General features: G+C 31.5%; 12 protein-coding genes. 10 read left to right on the plus strand and 2 right to left on the minus strand.

The window, feature by feature from the left end:
- The coding region (gene gltB, locus ACOYLT_RS06140; RefSeq protein ID WP_422852982.1) for a glutamate synthase large subunit at positions 1 to 3,236 on the minus strand (3,236 nt) is incomplete at its 3' end.
- A gap of 421 nt (positions 3,237 to 3,657) precedes the next feature.
- Between gltB and sucC the strand changes: the two genes are divergently transcribed.
- The 5 genes from sucC (at position 3,658) to ACOYLT_RS06165 (ending at position 8,890) form a co-directional block, all read left to right on the plus strand.
- The gene (gene sucC / locus ACOYLT_RS06145; RefSeq protein ID WP_422852983.1) at positions 3,658 to 4,851 is read left to right on the plus strand and encodes an ADP-forming succinate--CoA ligase subunit beta; all 1,194 of its coding nucleotides are present in this window, start codon (positions 3,658 to 3,660) and stop codon (positions 4,849 to 4,851) included.
- Between the two features lie 394 nt (positions 4,852 to 5,245).
- The gene (locus ACOYLT_RS06150; RefSeq protein WP_422852984.1) at positions 5,246 to 6,529 is read left to right on the plus strand and encodes a citrate synthase; all 1,284 of its coding nucleotides are present in this window, start codon (positions 5,246 to 5,248) and stop codon (positions 6,527 to 6,529) included.
- A 115-nt stretch (positions 6,530 to 6,644) separates the two neighbouring features.
- On the plus strand, positions 6,645 to 7,559 hold the full coding sequence (locus ACOYLT_RS06155) for a dimethylarginine dimethylaminohydrolase family protein (protein WP_422852985.1): 915 nt from the start codon (positions 6,645 to 6,647) through the stop codon (positions 7,557 to 7,559).
- A gap of 5 nt (positions 7,560 to 7,564) precedes the next feature.
- On the plus strand, positions 7,565 to 8,503 hold the full coding sequence (gene ctlX, locus ACOYLT_RS06160) for a citrulline utilization hydrolase CtlX (protein ID WP_422852986.1): 939 nt from the start codon (positions 7,565 to 7,567) through the stop codon (positions 8,501 to 8,503).
- Positions 8,504 to 8,524: 21 nt separating this feature from the next.
- On the plus strand, positions 8,525 to 8,890 hold the full coding sequence (locus ACOYLT_RS06165; RefSeq protein WP_422852987.1) for a CoA-binding protein: 366 nt from the start codon (positions 8,525 to 8,527) through the stop codon (positions 8,888 to 8,890).
- Between the two features lie 19 nt (positions 8,891 to 8,909).
- Here ACOYLT_RS06165 and ACOYLT_RS06170 read toward each other — a convergent pair whose 3' ends face one another.
- Positions 8,910 to 10,406 (minus strand): sodium:solute symporter, encoded by a 1,497-nt coding sequence (locus ACOYLT_RS06170; RefSeq protein ID WP_422852988.1) that lies wholly within the window; start codon positions 10,404 to 10,406, stop codon positions 8,910 to 8,912.
- Between the two features lie 135 nt (positions 10,407 to 10,541).
- On the opposite strand from ACOYLT_RS06170, the gene recR reads away from it, so the two are divergent.
- From recR to ACOYLT_RS06195, 5 genes are all read left to right on the plus strand, one after another.
- The gene (gene recR, locus ACOYLT_RS06175; RefSeq protein ID WP_422852989.1) at positions 10,542 to 11,162 is read left to right on the plus strand and encodes a recombination mediator RecR; all 621 of its coding nucleotides are present in this window, start codon (positions 10,542 to 10,544) and stop codon (positions 11,160 to 11,162) included.
- A gap of 76 nt (positions 11,163 to 11,238) precedes the next feature.
- Positions 11,239 to 12,027 (plus strand): polysaccharide biosynthesis/export family protein, encoded by a 789-nt coding sequence (locus ACOYLT_RS06180; RefSeq protein ID WP_422852990.1) that lies wholly within the window; start codon positions 11,239 to 11,241, stop codon positions 12,025 to 12,027.
- 11 nt (positions 12,028 to 12,038) lie between these two features.
- A complete protein-coding gene (locus ACOYLT_RS06185; protein WP_422852991.1) occupies positions 12,039 to 14,504 on the plus strand; it encodes a polysaccharide biosynthesis tyrosine autokinase in 2,466 nt (821 codons plus the stop codon).
- Positions 14,501 to 15,481 (plus strand): SDR family oxidoreductase, encoded by a 981-nt coding sequence (locus tag ACOYLT_RS06190; RefSeq protein ID WP_422852992.1) that lies wholly within the window; start codon positions 14,501 to 14,503, stop codon positions 15,479 to 15,481. Before ACOYLT_RS06185 ends, ACOYLT_RS06190 begins: the two co-directional genes overlap by 4 nt.
- Before the next feature lie 26 nt (positions 15,482 to 15,507).
- Positions 15,508 to 16,899 carry a UDP-glucose 6-dehydrogenase gene (locus ACOYLT_RS06195; protein ID WP_422852993.1) on the plus strand — a complete coding sequence of 464 codons (1,392 nt, stop codon included), beginning with the start codon at positions 15,508 to 15,510 and terminating at the stop codon, positions 16,897 to 16,899.
- Positions 16,900 to 16,948 lie beyond the last annotated feature (49 nt).

A 16,948-nucleotide genomic window follows, 5' to 3' on the forward strand; every position in this document is an offset into this window, starting at 1 on the left:
ATTAAAGTTTGTTGTGCTTCAGCTAAACCAAGTTCCCACGGAATACCAGTATGTTGTAAAGAAGTTAAAGGCGCAGCTCCAGTGCCACCATCATATCCTGAAATTAAAATTACATCAGCTTTTGCTTTTGCAACACCAGCAGCAATGGTTCCAACACCTACTTCAGAAACCAATTTTACATTGATACGCGCTTCACGGTTGGCATTTTTCAAATCAAAAATGAGTTGTGATAAATCTTCAATAGAATAAATATCATGATGGGGTGGTGGCGAAATTAATCCAACATAAGGGGTTGAATTTCTTGTTTCTGCTATCCACGGCACTACTTTTTCTCCAGGTAATTGACCACCTTCTCCCGGTTTTGCACCTTGAGCCATTTTGATTTGAATTTCTTTAGCATTTGTCAAATAATTGATTGACACACCAAATCTTCCAGAAGCTACTTGTTTAATGGCGCTATTTTTTGAATCGCCATTGAGTTCTTTTTGAAAACGTTTGGAGTCTTCACCTCCTTCTCCAGAATTACTTTTTCCACCAATTCGGTTCATAGCAATTGCTAAGTTTTCATGAGCTTCTTGACTGATAGAGCCATAAGACATGGCACCAGTTTTGAATTTTTTTACAATTTCAGTCCAAGACTCCACTTCATCTATTGGAATTGGGTCAAGATTATTGAATTCAAATAACCCTCTAATTGTCATTAGATTTTCACTTTGCTCATTGACCATTCGAGAGTATTCTTTGTAGCTTTCTGGGCTATTGAGTCGAACGGCTTGTTGGAGTTTAGCAATAGTAGTTGGGTTAAACATATGTTTTTCACCATTTCTTCGCCAACGATAAATTCCGCCTATTTCTAAAGGTAATAGATTAGCAATTTGTGAATTTGGAAATGCTTTTTGATATCTTTTTTTGATTTCTTTTTCAATTTCCATTAAACCAATCCCTTCAATTCGTGAAGGTGTGTTTGGGAAATATTTTGAAGTAAATGTTTTATTCAATCCTAGTATTTCAAAAATTTGAGCAGCACGATAGGAGTGAAGAGTGGAAATCCCAATTTTATTCATGATTTTCAGAATTCCCTTTGCAATCGCTTTGTTAAAATTCTTGATGGCATAGTCTGCTTTAATGCTAGGTATAAGTCCAAGAGTTACTTGATTATGAATAATCTCATTGACCATATAAGGATTGATAGCACTAGCACCATAACCAAATAATAGTGCAAAATGATGGGGCTCCCGAGGTTCTGCAGATTCTATAATTATTCCAAATTTAGAGCGAACTTTTAAAGTATTTAGAGTATGATGTATATAAGAACAAGCAAGTAACATAGGTATTGGCATCATTTTTTCACTTACACCTCTGTCTGATAAAATTACAATATTACAACCTTCTTCCACGGCTTTGAATGTAGCTTGAACACATTTTTCTAGAGCTCTTTCTAAACCATTAACCCCTTTTTTAATTTCATATAATGTTGAAATAGTTACCGATTTAAAATCTGGATGATGGATGTTTCTAATTTTATCTAAATCTTCGTTTGATATAACTGGGTTCTGAATTTTAAGTTTCTTGCAATGTTTGGGTTCAATATCAAAAATATTAAAATCACCACCTATAGCTAAACTAATATCAGTAATGATTTCCTCTCGAATGCCATCCAAAGGGGGATTGGTTACTTGAGCAAACATTTGTTTAAAATAATTATATAAGAGTTGCGGTTGATCAGATAAAACAGCTAATGGTGTATCATTCCCCATTGAACTAATAGCTTCTGCTGCGTTAATACCCATTGGGCTTATAATGGTTTGAAGATCTTCAATAGTATAGCCAAACAAACGTTGACGGGTTTCAAAATCAATATTTTCCTCAGGAATTGGATTATTAGTATAAGGTATATTTGCCAAGTGTAGCAGATTTTCATCCAACCATTTTTTATAAGGATGTTTACTAACAATAGCATTCTTTATTTCATCATCTTCAATAATTCTTCCTTTGTTCATGTCAACTAAAAACATTTTTCCAGGTTCCAATCGACCATATTGTAAAACATCTTCAGGTTTAATGTCAAGAACGCCAATTTCAGAAGACATAATTACAAAGCCACTTTTGGTTACAGTATATCGTGATGGGCGCAAACCATTTCGGTCTAATAAAGCACCAATAACATTACCATCTGTAAAAGGAATAGATGCTGGACCATCCCAAGGTTCCATGATGCAAGCGTTATATTCATAGAAAGCTTTTTTGTCTTCCGACATGGTTTGATGTTTTTCCCAGGCCTCTGGTACTACCATCATCATAACTTCTGGTAGTGAGCGACCAGTCATTAAGAGCAACTCAATGACCATATCCATAGATGCAGAATCTGATTTTCCTTTTAATATAATGGGAAACAATTTTTTAATATCGTTACCAAAAACATCACTTTTCATTAAGGCTTCTCTGGCTCCCATTCTACTAATGTTTCCGCGGAGCGTATTGATTTCTCCATTGTGACACATATATCGGAAAGGTTGTGCCAATTCCCATGAAGGAAAAGTATTCGTTGAGAATCTTTGATGCACTAAAGCCAATCGAGTTACCAAATCATCGTCTTGTAAATCGGTGTAATAACGACTAATGTCTTCGGGCATCAAGAGTCCTTTATATATTATAGTAGTTGTAGAAAAACTTGAGAAATAAAAACGATGACTTTCAGAAATTTTAGAATTAATAATAGCATGTTCAGCTATTTTTCTGGCAGCAAATAATTTTGCATTAAATTGTTGTTCGGTCAGTTGTAATCCATTTTTACTAACAAAAACTTGCTTAATAGTAGGTTCTTTAGCGGCAGCAATTTCTCCAAGATTTGAAACATCAACAGGCACATCTCGCCAACCTAAAATTTTTAGATTTTGATCTTTTATAGCAGTTTCAAAAGTAGTTTTACAAAAAGAAATTTGATTAACACTTTTAGGTAAAAAAACCATCCCTACGGCATATTCTTTAGGTTTTGGTATTTCAAAAGGACAAACTTTATTAAAAAAATCATGAGGGATTTCAAATAGAATTCCGGCACCATCACCTGTTCTTCCATCAGAACTAACAGCGCCACGATGTTCTAATTTTATTAAAATATCTAACGCTTTATGTATAATATCATTAGACTTAATTCCATTCAAATTACATATAAAACCTGCGCCACAATTATCATGTTCAAATTCAGGTAAATATAGGCCTTGTGCTTCGACTTTCATTATTGATAAATTTTCACTAAAATATCAATTTCATTAAAAATAACAATGTATAATGTGTGAAAAATTAATTAATTTATAGAATTATAAATTAAACATATTATAAATTAATAATTTGTGTTTTTTTTATTCTTAAATTGTTATATTAATAATAACGTTTTTTAGAAAAATGATTTTTTTTAATAGTTTTTGTACTATTTTTTGTAAATATTTTATAAACATACGAGTGTTTTTTAAAGATTGTAATATCAACATAGAAAGATTGAATTACTATTTTTTATAACATATAAAACTAAAAAAAGGCATGCTTTTTTGTTTTACAAACGATTGATTTAAAAAATATTTTAAATTGGTTTACATTTCTTTTTCGTTTGATTGTAATTAATTACTTTTGCAGCACTTTAAAAGTATTAAAAACTTCAATATGAACATTCACGAATATCAAGGAAAAGAAATCTTAGCTAGCTATGGTGTTAGAGTACAAAGAGGTATTGTAGCCAATAGTCCAGTAGAAGCAGTAGCTGCAGCAAAACAACTAACTACCGAAACAGGCACAAGTTGGTATGTTGTTAAAGCACAAATTCACGCAGGAGGAAGAGGAAAAGGCGGAGGAGTAAAATTGGCTAAAAACTTGGAACAAGTAGAAACGATTTCAGAACAAATCATTGGGATGATGCTGAAAACGCCTCAAACTCCACCAGAAGGTAAAAAAGTACACAAAGTACTTATTGCAGAAGATGTATACTACCCAGGAGAAAGTGAAACCTCAGAATTCTATGTGTCTGTTTTACTTAACAGAGCTACTGGAAGAAATATGATTATGTATTCAACCGAAGGAGGAATGGACATTGAAGAAGTTGCAGAACACACTCCTCATTTAATATTTACGGAAGAAATAGATCCATCAGTAGGATTACAAGGTTTTCAAGCTAGAAGAATAGCTTTTAATCTTGGACTTTCAGGAAATGCATTTAAAGAAATGGTTAAGTTTATCGATTCATTATATAATGCTTACATCGGTTCTGATGCTTCTATGTTTGAAATTAACCCAGTTTTAAAAACATCGGATAATAAAATATTGGCTGTAGATGCTAAAGTAAATATTGATGATAATGCCTTATACCGTCAACCAAAATATGCTGACATGCGCGACATTCGTGAGGAAAACCCAATCGAAGTAGAAGCAAAAGAAGTTGGATTAAACTATGTTGATCTTGACGGAACAGTAGGTTGTATGGTAAACGGCGCTGGACTTGCTATGGCAACTATGGATTTAATTAAATATGCGGGTTTTGAACCAGCAAACTTCTTAGACGTAGGAGGAACAGCCGACGCTAAACGTGTAGAAACAGCTTTCCGTATTATCTTAAAAGATCCAAACGTAAAAGCTATTTTAATTAATATTTTTGGAGGTATTGTTCGTTGTGACCGTGTTGCACAAGGAGTTGTTGATGCTTATAAGAACATGGGCGATGCTATTAAAGTGCCAATAATTGTTCGTTTACAAGGAACCAATGCTGAGATTGCAAAAGAATTAATTGATAATTCAGGAATGCCAATTTTATCAGCAGTACAATTTCAAGAAGCTGCTGACCAAGTGAAAGCGGCACTCTCTTAATTTTAACTACATAGTATCAAATTTAATATAAAGTAAATCCCAAGTTCGTGGCTTGGGATTTTTTGTTGTTTTACGCTTTATTTTAATCATAAATTACACTATAAATTGGCACAATTACTTTTTCAAGCAAAAGAAATAACCTAACTATTATATTTATTTCTTCAATAATGATTTTATGAGATATTAATTTTTATTTTGAAGTAAGTCCTTTTTGCATTGAAAAGAGAGTCTCTTAAATCAAAGCTGATTTAATTTAAAGTTTTTTAAAGTAATTAGTTTAAAAAATAATATTAAAATTTAACGAAAACCTTACTAAAAATCTTTTTTATTTCATTTGCAATTCCCTAATTTTGTTGAATTATTAATTTATCTGACTTAATTCCCATAGTATATCATGTCTAAAACTGCAATATTAGAATTTGATGGTAAGAAATATGAATTTCCAGTAATTATTGGAAGTGAAAATGAACCTGCCATTGATATCGACAAACTCCGTGCTTTAACGGGTGCTATTACGCTTGATCCTGGTTATAAAAATTCAGGATCATGTAAAAGTGAAATTACTTTCCTTGATGGAGAAGAAGGAATTCTTCGATACAGAGGTTATGCCATTGAAGATTTAGCCGAAAAATCAAATTTTTTAGAAGTTTCTTATTTGGTAATTTTTGGAGAATTACCAACAAAAAATCAGTTAGTTCAATTCGAAAATGATATTCGAAAATATACTTTGGTAAACGAAGAAATGAAAAACATCATTGATGGTTTTCCAAAAACGGCTCATCCAATGGGAGTTTTATCATCGCTTACAAGTGCATTAACAGCTTTCAATCCAAAAGTGGTAAATGTAGAAAACGAAAAAGAAATGTATGAAGCTGTATGTAAAACCATGGGTAAATTCCTTGTAATTGCCACTTGGACATACAGAAAAATGATGGGTTATCCATTGAATTATTACGATAATACAAAAGGTTATGTAGAAAATTTTTTGCGTTTAATGTTTGAACTACCAACAGGACCCTATAAAGTAAATCCTGTTATTGTAAGCGCATTAGATAAATTATTTATCCTACACGCTGATCATGAACAAAATTGTTCTACTTCAACAGTAAGAATAGTAGGTTCATCCCACGCTGGATTATTTGCCTCAATTTCATCTGGCGTTTCGGCACTATGGGGACCACTTCATGGAGGCGCTAATCAAGCTGTATTAGAAATGCTAGAAGCCATCCAAAAAGACGGTGGCGATGCTGATAAATACATGGCTAAAGCTAAAGATAAAGACGATCCATTCCGTTTAATGGGATTTGGACACAGAGTATATAAAAATTTTGACCCAAGAGCTAAAATTATTAAAAAGGCTGCCGATGAAGTATTAACTACTTTAGGTGTTGATGATCCCATCTTAGATATTGCAAAAAAATTAGAAGCAGCTGCTTTGGTTGATGAGTATTTTGTATCAAGAAAGCTATATCCAAATGTTGATTTTTACTCAGGAATAATCTATCGAGCATTAGGAATACCAACCGAAATGTTTACTGTAATGTTTGCTATAGGAAGACTTCCTGGTTGGATTGCACAGTGGAAAGAAATGCGCGTCAATAAAGAACCAATTGGTAGACCAAGACAAGTTTATATAGGACACCCATTACGTGAATTTAAATCTATTGAAAAAAGATAGTTTTAAATCTTACTAAAGGTTGATTAAAAATTAATACTATCTTTAAATACTTATAAACAAAGCTTCTCCCTGTTGAGAAGCTTTTTTATATTTGTACAATGCCAAAAGCTACTTTATGCTACAATTAAAAATTAAAAACGAAACATCAAGATTGAGAGCTGTTGTGTTGGGTTCAGCACTAAATAATGGACCAATACCATTAGCTCATGAAGCCTATGATCCAAAATCTTTAGAACATATTCTTGCAGGAACTTATCCTATTGAAGCTGATATGATTAAGGAGATAGAAGCTTTCAATCAAGTATTTCAAAAATATGATGTGAAAGTATTTCGTCCTGAAATGATTGAAAATTACAATCAAATTTTTACACGCGACATCGGTTTTGTAATTGACGATATTTTTATCAAAGCCAATATTCTTCCCGATAGAGAAAGAGAATTAGAGGCAATTCAATATGTAATTGACCAAATTAATCCAGCAAAAGTAGTTCGTCCACCAGAAGAAGTACATATTGAGGGTGGTGATGTAATGCTTTGGAACGATTATATTTTCATTGGAACCTATAAAGGTTCTGATTATAAAGATTATATCACTGCGCGAACCAATTGGCAAGGTGTGAATTATATAAAAGAATTGTTTCCAAACAAAAAAGTAAAAGAATTTGATTTGGTAAAATCCAAATTGGAAGCGCGCGATAATGCATTGCATTTAGATTGTTGTTTTCAACCTGTTGGCAAAAACAAAGGAATAATTTATAAAAGTGGTTTCAGAGAAGAAGCAGACTATGTTTTTTTAGTGAATCTTTTTGGTTTAGAAAATTTATTTCACATTACTCGTGACGAGATGTATGATATGAATTCAAACGTGTTTTCTATAGATGAAAATGTAGTGGTTTCTGAAAGGAATTTCACTCGATTAAATAATTGGCTTCATGATAAAGGTTTTATCGTTGAAGAAATCCCTTATGCAGAAATAGCAAAACAAGAAGGACTACTAAGATGTTCTACTTTACCCTTAATTAGAGACTAAAAAAAATGAAACAAACTACCAATTCCATATTAATGATTCGTCCAGTGGCATTCCGCATGAACGAACAGACTGCTGTAAATAATTATTATCAAAAAGTACTTGATGGACTTTCTCCAGAAACTGTTAATGCAAAAGCGCAACAAGAATTTGATGCTTTTGTAAATAAATTGCGAAAAGTAGGCGTAAATGTTATAGTTGTTGAAGATACTTTAGAACCCAATACTCCAGATAGTATTTTTCCGAACAATTGGATTTCATTTCATGAAAATGGCGATGTGGTTTATTATCCCATGTTTGCCGAAAACCGTCGCGAAGAGCGAAGAGACGATATCCTTGATGTATTAGAAGATGAGGGTTTTCAAATCAATGAAGGTATTATGGATTATACCGCAGCTGAGGAAGACAATGTGTTTTTGGAGGGAACAGGAAGTTTGCTTTTGGATAGAGAAAATGGCAAAGCCTATTGCGCTCTTTCACCAAGAGCAGATGAAGAATTGATGATAGAATTTTGTGAAGATTTTGAATTCACACCTGTAATTTTTGAAGCTTTCCAAACCGTAAATGGAGAAAGAAAATTAATATATCATACGAATGTAATGATGTGTCTTGGTGATACTTTTGCCGTGATTTGTGCTGATTGTATTGATGACAAAAAAGAACGCAAAATGGTGCTGGATAGTCTTCGAGGTGATGATAAAGAAATCATCTTAATCACAGAAGAACAAGTAAATAATTTTGCAGGCAACATGCTAGAAGTTAAAGGGAAAAATGAAAAAAGATTTTTAGTCATGAGTGAATCGGCCTATAAAAGTTTAACCAAAAAGCAAATAGCACAACTAGAAGCACATGTCGAAATAATTCATTCAAGTTTAGATACCATAGAAGCTTGTGGGGGTGGAAGTGCACGTTGTATGATGGCAGAAATCTTTTTGCCAAAAGCATAGATTAAAATCTATAAAAAAAACATGAAAAATAAAAAAACTCTAGTTCTCGGTGCTACAACAAAACCAGAACGATACGCTTTCAAAGCCATTACAATGCTTGTTGATAAAGGACATTCAGTCTTAGCTATTGGTCAGAATACAGGCGAAGTGGCTGGAGTTACCATTAGAACTAAAAACATTCCGTTGAAAAATATTGACACAGTGAGTTTATACTTAAATCCGGCACGTCAACGCGATTATTATAACTACATCATAGAGACAAAACCAAAGCGTGTTATCTTCAATCCTGGAACCGAAAATCCAGAGTTTTATCAATTGCTTCAAGGTAACGGAATTAAAGTTGAAGTGGCCTGCACACTAGTTTTACTGGCTACAAATCAATATTAGAACTGAATTTAATTACCAATTAATAACGAGTATTTTCTGTTGTAGGTTTGCTTATCAAAAGTAATCCTATAAAAGTTATTAAACCGTTAACAATAATTAATTCATTGTCAAAAGTATAATTGCCAAAAAGTGCTACAGAATATTTACTAATAAAGAAGCACAATGTTGGCGAAATTAAGCAAATGAAAGGCACTAATTTGTCATGAACAGTTTTTGATTTCATAAACAAGCCAAAAGCATACAATCCTAAAAGTGGTCCATAAGTATAAGATGCAATCTTAAAAATCATTTTAACTACGGAAGCATCATTAAAGGCATCAAAAACTATGATGACCAAAAACATTAAAAATGAAAATCCAATATGAACAAAATGTCTTGTTTTTACATTGGAAGAATTACTTTTATTTTCTGATTTATCCATACTAAGAAAATCTACGCAAAAAGAAGTAGTTAAAGCGGTTAAAGCGGAGTCTGTAGTTGCGAAAGTAGCAGCTGTAAGCCCCAATAAAAAAACTACTGCAGGAACAATTCCTAAAGATTTCAATGCTATTTCAGGAAACAAGAAATCAGTACGAGCAACATTGTCTGCTATAGGTACTTGAATGCCATTTTTCTCGGCAAACATATAAAGCAAAGCACCAACACTCAAAAAGAAAATATTAATAATAACAAATATACCAGTGAAGGTAAACATGTTTTTTTGAGCTTCACCAATGTTCTTACAACTCAAATTCTTTTGCATTAAATCTTGGTCGAGTCCAACCATAGCTATCGTTACAAATATCCCACCAAGTATTTGTTTCCAAAAATAATTGCCTTTTAAATAATCCTCAAAGAAGAAAATTTTAGAATAATTGCTTTCTTTAACAGCTTCAAAAGCTTGGAAAAAAGAAAAATCTAGACTCTGATAAATGAAAATTATGGTCAAAAAAACAGAGGAAACTAAGAAGAACGTTTGCAAACTATCGGTAATTATTATGGTTTTTAGTCCGCCTCGATACGTGTAGGCAAATATTAATCCTAAAGAAATTAAAACCGTTAGCGCAAATGGAACATGAAAAGAATCAAAAACATAACGTTGCAATACTATCACTACTAAATACAATCTGAAAGCAGAGCCAATAGTTCGACTGATTAAGAAAATTGTAGCGGCAGTTTTATAGCTCACAACTCCTAATCGTTGTTCGATATAACTATAAATAGAAGTCAAATTCATTCGATAATAAAGCGGGAGCAATACTTTAGCTATGATTATAAAACCTATAGCATTTCCAAGTATGAACTGGAAATATTTAAACTGTAAATCGGGATTACCAACTTCGCCAGGTACAGAGATAAAAGTCACGCCAGACAAAGCAGTTCCAATCATTCCGAAGGCAACCAAATACCATTTTGAGTTTTTATTAGCTTTGAAAAAAGTATCATTGTCAGAGCTTTTTTTGCTAACCAAATTGGAAATCAAAATCAATAATCCAAAATAAATAACAATGATAATAAGAATTGTAGTTGGTGACATAATTTTTGGTTTAATAGTGAGCCAAAATACAAAAAAGAATATATAAAAAAGAGAAAAGAGCAAAGACAGCTATTTTGATGAAAAGTTCTGCTTTCTTTTTTCTTTCTTCTTTTTTCTTTTCTCTAAATTTGCGTAATGGAATTTTCATCAAAATTACTTGAAAAAGCGGTTAACGAAATGGCACAATTACCTGGCATTGGAAAGCGCACGGCATTGCGATTAGTTTTGCATTTACTAAAACAGCCTATTGAACATACTCAATTTTTATCTAATGCCTTAACAACCATGCGTGAAGAAGTAAAATTCTGTGCTAATTGTCATAATATTTCAGATATTGAAGTTTGTGAAATTTGTAATAATTCTAATAGAAATCATAAAATTATTTGTGTTGTAGAAGATGTTCGGGATGTAATGGCTATTGAAAACACCAATCAGTTCAAAGGAATTTATCATGTTTTAGCTGGTAAAATTTCTCCAATTGATGGTATTGGACCCAGTCAATTGAATATCAATTCACTAGTAGAAAAAGTGAAATTAGGACAAACAGAAGAATTGATTTTTGCATTGAGTTCAACAATGGAAGGCGATACCACAAATTTTTATATCTTCAAGCAAATCAAAGATTACCCTGTAAAAACATCTACAATTGCACGTGGTATTGCTGTTGGCGATGAACTCGAGTATGCAGATGAGGTTACACTGGGAAGAAGTATATTAAACCGTATTCCATTTGAAAATTCAATTAAAAATTTATAAAGAAATATTAGCATAGTACATTTTTGTATTTAGAATTGAAAAACTATCTTTGTTTGCTAATTATTTTAAAAATATAATGAATTTACATAAGGTCTTTATATATATCCTGTTGAGTATTTTATTTGCTTCTTGTGTGCCTAATAAAGATTTGATTTACTTGCAAGACAAAGGAAAATCAAATGCTGAAATAGTTACGCCCTCAAATCAAAAGCCTTATCGATTACAAACAAATGATATTTTAAACATAACTATTAAAGCTATTGACCCAAAAATAGTAGAAATATTTAATTTAGATAGCAATCAAAATGGATTGATAATTTCAGATCAAAATTCTTATTTTACAGGTTATAGTGTTGATGATCATGGCAATATAAGATTGCCAATGCTAGATGAAATAAATGTTTTAGGATTTACTACTGAAGAAGTTAGAATTAAAATAGAAAAATTACTTCACGAAAAGTATTTTAAAACAGAAGCAGGTATTTATGTAATTGTAAAGTTAGCGGGTTTCAGATATACAATAAATGGTGAAATTAATACTACTGGAACAAGAGTATTATATCAAGACAAAGTTAACATTATGGAAGCTATTGCTAATGCAGGAGACATTACGGTTACAGGAGACAGAAAAAATGTAATTGTAATAAGAAGATTTCCTCAAGGAAATGAAACATTTACTATAGACTTGACAGATAGTAGAGCGGTAAATTCACCATGTTTTTATCTACAGCCTAATGATTATATTTATATCAAACCATTGAAACAAAAATCATGGGGAACAGGAAAGACAGGTTTAGAGTCACTGTCAACTATCATTACACTTTTATCATTATCAACGACTATTTTCTTCTTACTTAAAAATTAATACTATCATTCATGTTAGACTTAAAAGACTTCAATTTTTTTGATAAGCAAAATAGTTTTGATTTCAAAGGATTTTTAATAAAAACCTTAAGTTATTGGAAGTTGTTTATTGTAGGTCTAATAATCACCTTTTCAATTGCACATCAAGTTAATATTAGAAAACAAAAAATTTATGGAATAGAGTCTACCATATCAATACAAGACGAAAACAATCCTTTTTTTACATCCAATACAAGTTTAGTTTTTAATTGGGGAGGAACTTCCGATAAAGTACAAATGGTTTCTACCACATTAAAATCTAGATCACACCACGAATTAGTTGTAGACAGTTTACAGTCTTACATAGATTATCTCAAACAAACAAAATATTTTCTTAAAGATGTTTATGGTCAAGTTCCTTTTAAAATTAGTCTTGATAAAACAAAATATCAATTATTTGAAACATTTATAAAAGTTAAAATGTTGTCTTATAAGACCTATCAAATCACTATTTCTTTCGAAGGTGATAATGTAAAACTTGTAAGATATAAAGATAACAATATTATAACTCTACCCATTCAAAACAAAGAATTTAAGCAAATATTTAGAGTTGGTCAGGATATAAATTTACCCTATCTGCACTGGAAACTAGACATTAAAAAAAATAATCTAGAAAATTTTGAGGATGAAATACTTTTACGTTTCAATTCATTTGATAATATCGTTTCAAATCAAAAAAAAATAAAAGTAGAAGTTGATGAAAAAGCCGCGTCAATTTTAAGGCTTGCAATGGAAGGAACAAATAAAGAGAGAATGGTTGATTATCTTAATGCAACAGTTGATGTATTGATAAAAAAACAATTGGAAAGCAAAAATAAATTTGCAGAAAACACGATTGATTTCATAGATAAAACTCTTTCAAAAATGGAAAAAGAGTTAAAAAATTCTGGTGAAGAGTTAAAAGAATTTAGCAAAAAGAATAATATTATTGACATAGAAGAAGGAGGCTCAAATTATAAAGATGAATTAATGAAATATGATCTTCAAAAAGATGATGTTGAAAGAAAAATCGAATATTTAAATTCATTAAAAAATTATCTAAAAAGCGTAGTAGATTATTCAAAATTACCTGTGCCAACAGTTGCAGGAATTTCAGAGCCAAACATTAATATAAATGTATCTAAGTTAATTGCACTCTCCTTGCAAAGATCAGAATTGATTTATTCAGTAAAAGGAGATGTTTACTTTGAAAGAATTGATAATGAAATAAATTCTATCAAGAGAGTGCTAATAGAAAATATTAATACTTATAAAAATGTTCTCCAATATGACCTTAATCTTGCGAATAGAAAAATTGGTAAAATTGAGAATGAAATAAGTAGTTTGCCAGAAGATAAACAAGAGTGGTTAAAATTATCAAGAAAATATAATTTAAGTGATAATATTTACAATACTTTTTTACAAAAAAGAAGTGAAGCATCTATAGTAAAAGCTGCAAATTTATCTGATATACAAACTATAGATCCAGCAAAGGATGTTGGAGGTGGTTTATTGGGACCCAAAACAGCAGTAAATTATGTATTGGCTTTTTTTGCTGGATTGTTTGTTCCATTAGTATTGGTGTTCTTTATTTTCTTTATAAGTAATTCAATACAAAATATAGAGGACATTACAAATATTACACAATTGCCTCTAATTGGCATAGTAGGAGTAAAACACTCTAAAAATAATTTATCTGTTTATGAAAGACCTAAATCAGCACTCTCAGAATCGTTCAGAGCTATACGTTCTTCATTACAGTTTTTATATAAAAAGCAGAGCAAAGAAGGTACCAAGACTTTAATGTTGACCTCCTCTATCAGTGGAGAAGGTAAGACATTTTGTTCTATAAATATCGCAACAGTTTTTGCTCTTAGCGAAAAGAAGACTATCATAGTAGGATTAGATTTAAGAAAACCTAAAATTTTTGATGATTTTAATATTAAAAATGATATTGGTGCTGTCAATTATTTAATTGGACAAAAAAAATTAGAGGAAGTAATTCAACACACAAAAATTCCTTTTCTAGATGTAATTACATCTGGACCAATTCCACCAAATCCCTCAGAATTGATTCTTGGAGAAACAATGAAAGAGATGATTGAAGAATTGAAGAAAAATTATGATTATATTATTTTAGACACACCACCTGTAGGATTGGTTTCTGATGCGCTGGAATTGTCTCAATTTTGTGATGTAACTTTATATGTAGTGCGTCAAAATTTCACCAAAAAAGAAATGTTAACATTATTAAATAATAGAAGTAAAAGAGGTGAACTAAACAACGTTAGTATCATCTTTAACGGTTATGAAAATAAAGCAAAATATGGCGTAGGTTATGGTTATGGATATGGATATAGCTATGGCTATGGCTACGGAAGTGGTTATCATGAAGATGAAGAACCAAATGGATTTTTTGCCAAATGGAAATCCAGAATGTTTAAAAAGATTAGAAAATGATTAATGATAAAATAGCAATATTAATAACAGGTGGTGCCGGTTTTATAGGATCTAATCTTTGCGAATACTTTTTGTCAAAAAACTATTATGTAATTTCTTTAGATAACTTTTCAACGGGACATAAATATAACATCGAACCTTTTTTTGAGAATAAAAACTTTAAATTTATTGAAGGTGATATAAGAAATATTGAAACTTGCATACAAGCTGTTAAGAATGTTGATTATGTATTACACCAAGCGGCATTGGGTTCTGTTCCTCGTTCTATAAATGATCCTATTACAAGTAATGAAGTAAACGTTTCTGGTTTTTTAAATATGCTTGTGGCTTCAAGAGATGAGGGAATTAAAAGATTTGTTTATGCCGCCAGCTCCTCTACCTATGGAGACTCTGAAAGTTTGCCAAAAGTTGAAGATAAAATAGGAAAACCACTTTCTCCCTATGCTATTACTAAATATGTAAATGAGTTATATGCAGAAATTTTCAGTAAAACTTATGGTTTGGAAACCATAGGATTGAGATATTTCAACGTTTTTGGAAGAAGACAAGATCCAAATGGAGCTTATGCCGCAGTTATTCCTAAGTTTGTAATGCAACTTATGAAACATGAAAGCCCAATTATTAATGGGAATGGAAATTACTCAAGAGATTTTACCTATATTGATAATGTAATTCAAATGAATGAATTAGCTATCTTAACTCAAAATTCTAATGCTATTAATACTGTTTACAATACGGCTTATGGTGATAGAACTACCTTAAATGATATGGTGTTTTATTTAAAAAATTATTTAGCTAAATTTGATGAAAAAATTGCAGCGATTGAAGTAGTTCATGGACCAAACAGGGTAGGTGATATACCCCACTCTTTAGCGAGTATTGAAAAAGCAAAGCAATTGTTGTATTACAATCCCAAATACTCTTTTCAAGAAGGTTTGGAAGAGGCAGTAAAATGGTATTGGGAGCATTTAAAATAAACTATTTATAATATAAAAAAATAAGAATGAAAATAACTAATATTTGTTGTATCGGTGCTGGTTATGTTGGAGGACCAACTATGGCAATAATAGCTGAAAAATGCCCACATATTAAAGTAACTGTAGTTGATTTAAACGAAGCTAGAATAGCGGCATGGAATGATAAAGATGTCAATAATATTCCTATTTATGAACCTGGGCTAAATGAAATTGTAGGCAACGCAAGAGGAAAAAATTTGTTTTTTTCTACAGCAGTTGATAAGGCTATTGAAGAGGCAGAATTAATTTTCATCTCTGTAAATACCCCAACTAAAACTTATGGAACCGGAAAAGGAATGGCCGCCGATTTGAAATATATAGAGTTATGTGCCCGTCAAATAGCAAGAGTAGCCAAAACAGATAAAATAATAGTTGAAAAATCAACCTTGCCAGTTAGAACTGCCGAAGCATTGAAAAGTATTTTAGATAACACCGGAAATGGAGTTCAGTTTCAGATACTATCTAATCCAGAGTTTCTTGCAGAAGGTACCGCGGTACAAGATTTATTAAATCCTGATAGAGTTCTTATTGGTGGAGAAACCACACCAGAAGGACAAAAAGCCATAGCCTCTTTAGTAGATGTTTATGCTAATTGGGTGCCAAGAGAACGAATTTTAAAAACTAATGTTTGGTCATCAGAATTATCTAAATTGACTGCTAATGCCTTTTTAGCACAAAGAGTTTCTTCTATCAATGCCATTTCTGAATTATGTGAAAAAACAGAAGCTGATGTTAATGAAGTAGCTAAAGCTATTGGTATGGATAGTAGAATTGGTTCTAAATTTTTAAAGGCATCAGTAGGATTTGGAGGTTCTTGTTTTCAAAAAGATATTTTAAATTTAGTCTATATTTCTAAAGCTTTTGGATTGAATGAAGTAGCCGATTATTGGGAACAAGTCATCATTATGAACGATCACCAAAAAAGAAGGTTTTCTAAAAATATTGTTCAGACTCTTTACAATACGGTTTCTGGAAAGAAAATAGCTTTTTTTGGTTGGGCTTTCAAGAAAGATACCAATGATACCAGAGAATCAGCAGCTATCTATGTTGCAGATGATTTAATCAATGAGCAAGCTACCATTGCTTTGTATGATCCAAAAGTTGGGCGTAAGCAAGTATTAAATGATTTGGACTATTTAGAAACAAGAAATGCTGCTGAAAATGATAAATATATAGTGACATTTGATAATCCTTACCAAGCTTGTGAAAATGCTCATGCTATTGCTATTTTAACAGAGTGGGACGAATTTAAAGATTATGATTGGCAAAAAATCTATGATTCTATGTCTAAACCAGCTTTTGTTTTTGATGGTAGAAATTTATTAGATGCTGAAAAAATGAGAAGTATAGGTTTTATTTACCAATCTATCGGATCGTAGTGAGGTTATCGGTTATCGGTTATCGGTTATCGGTTTTGGGTTATCGGTT

The organism is Flavobacterium sp. (assembly GCF_049318185.1).
GTDB lineage: Bacteria > Bacteroidota > Bacteroidia > Flavobacteriales > Flavobacteriaceae > Flavobacterium.

What these genes read in the sequence shown, in the direction of transcription:
- sucC (WP_422852983.1), top strand. Translation starts at nt 3,658, where the DNA reads ATGAACATTCACGAATATCAAGGAAAAGAAATCTTAGCTAGCTATGGT.
- ACOYLT_RS06150 (WP_422852984.1), top strand. Translation starts at nt 5,246, where the DNA reads ATGTCTAAAACTGCAATATTAGAATTTGATGGTAAGAAATATGAATTT.
- ACOYLT_RS06155 (WP_422852985.1), top strand. Translation starts at nt 6,645, where the DNA reads ATGCTACAATTAAAAATTAAAAACGAAACATCAAGATTGAGAGCTGTT.
- ctlX (WP_422852986.1), top strand. Translation starts at nt 7,565, where the DNA reads ATGAAACAAACTACCAATTCCATATTAATGATTCGTCCAGTGGCATTC.
- ACOYLT_RS06165 (WP_422852987.1), top strand. Translation starts at nt 8,525, where the DNA reads ATGAAAAATAAAAAAACTCTAGTTCTCGGTGCTACAACAAAACCAGAA.
- ACOYLT_RS06170 (WP_422852988.1), bottom strand. Translation starts at nt 10,406, where the DNA reads ATGTCACCAACTACAATTCTTATTATCATTGTTATTTATTTTGGATTA.
- recR (WP_422852989.1), top strand. Translation starts at nt 10,542, where the DNA reads ATGGAATTTTCATCAAAATTACTTGAAAAAGCGGTTAACGAAATGGCA.
- ACOYLT_RS06180 (WP_422852990.1), top strand. Translation starts at nt 11,239, where the DNA reads ATGAATTTACATAAGGTCTTTATATATATCCTGTTGAGTATTTTATTT.
- ACOYLT_RS06185 (WP_422852991.1), top strand. Translation starts at nt 12,039, where the DNA reads ATGTTAGACTTAAAAGACTTCAATTTTTTTGATAAGCAAAATAGTTTT.
- ACOYLT_RS06190 (WP_422852992.1), top strand. Translation starts at nt 14,501, where the DNA reads ATGATTAATGATAAAATAGCAATATTAATAACAGGTGGTGCCGGTTTT.
- ACOYLT_RS06195 (WP_422852993.1), top strand. Translation starts at nt 15,508, where the DNA reads ATGAAAATAACTAATATTTGTTGTATCGGTGCTGGTTATGTTGGAGGA.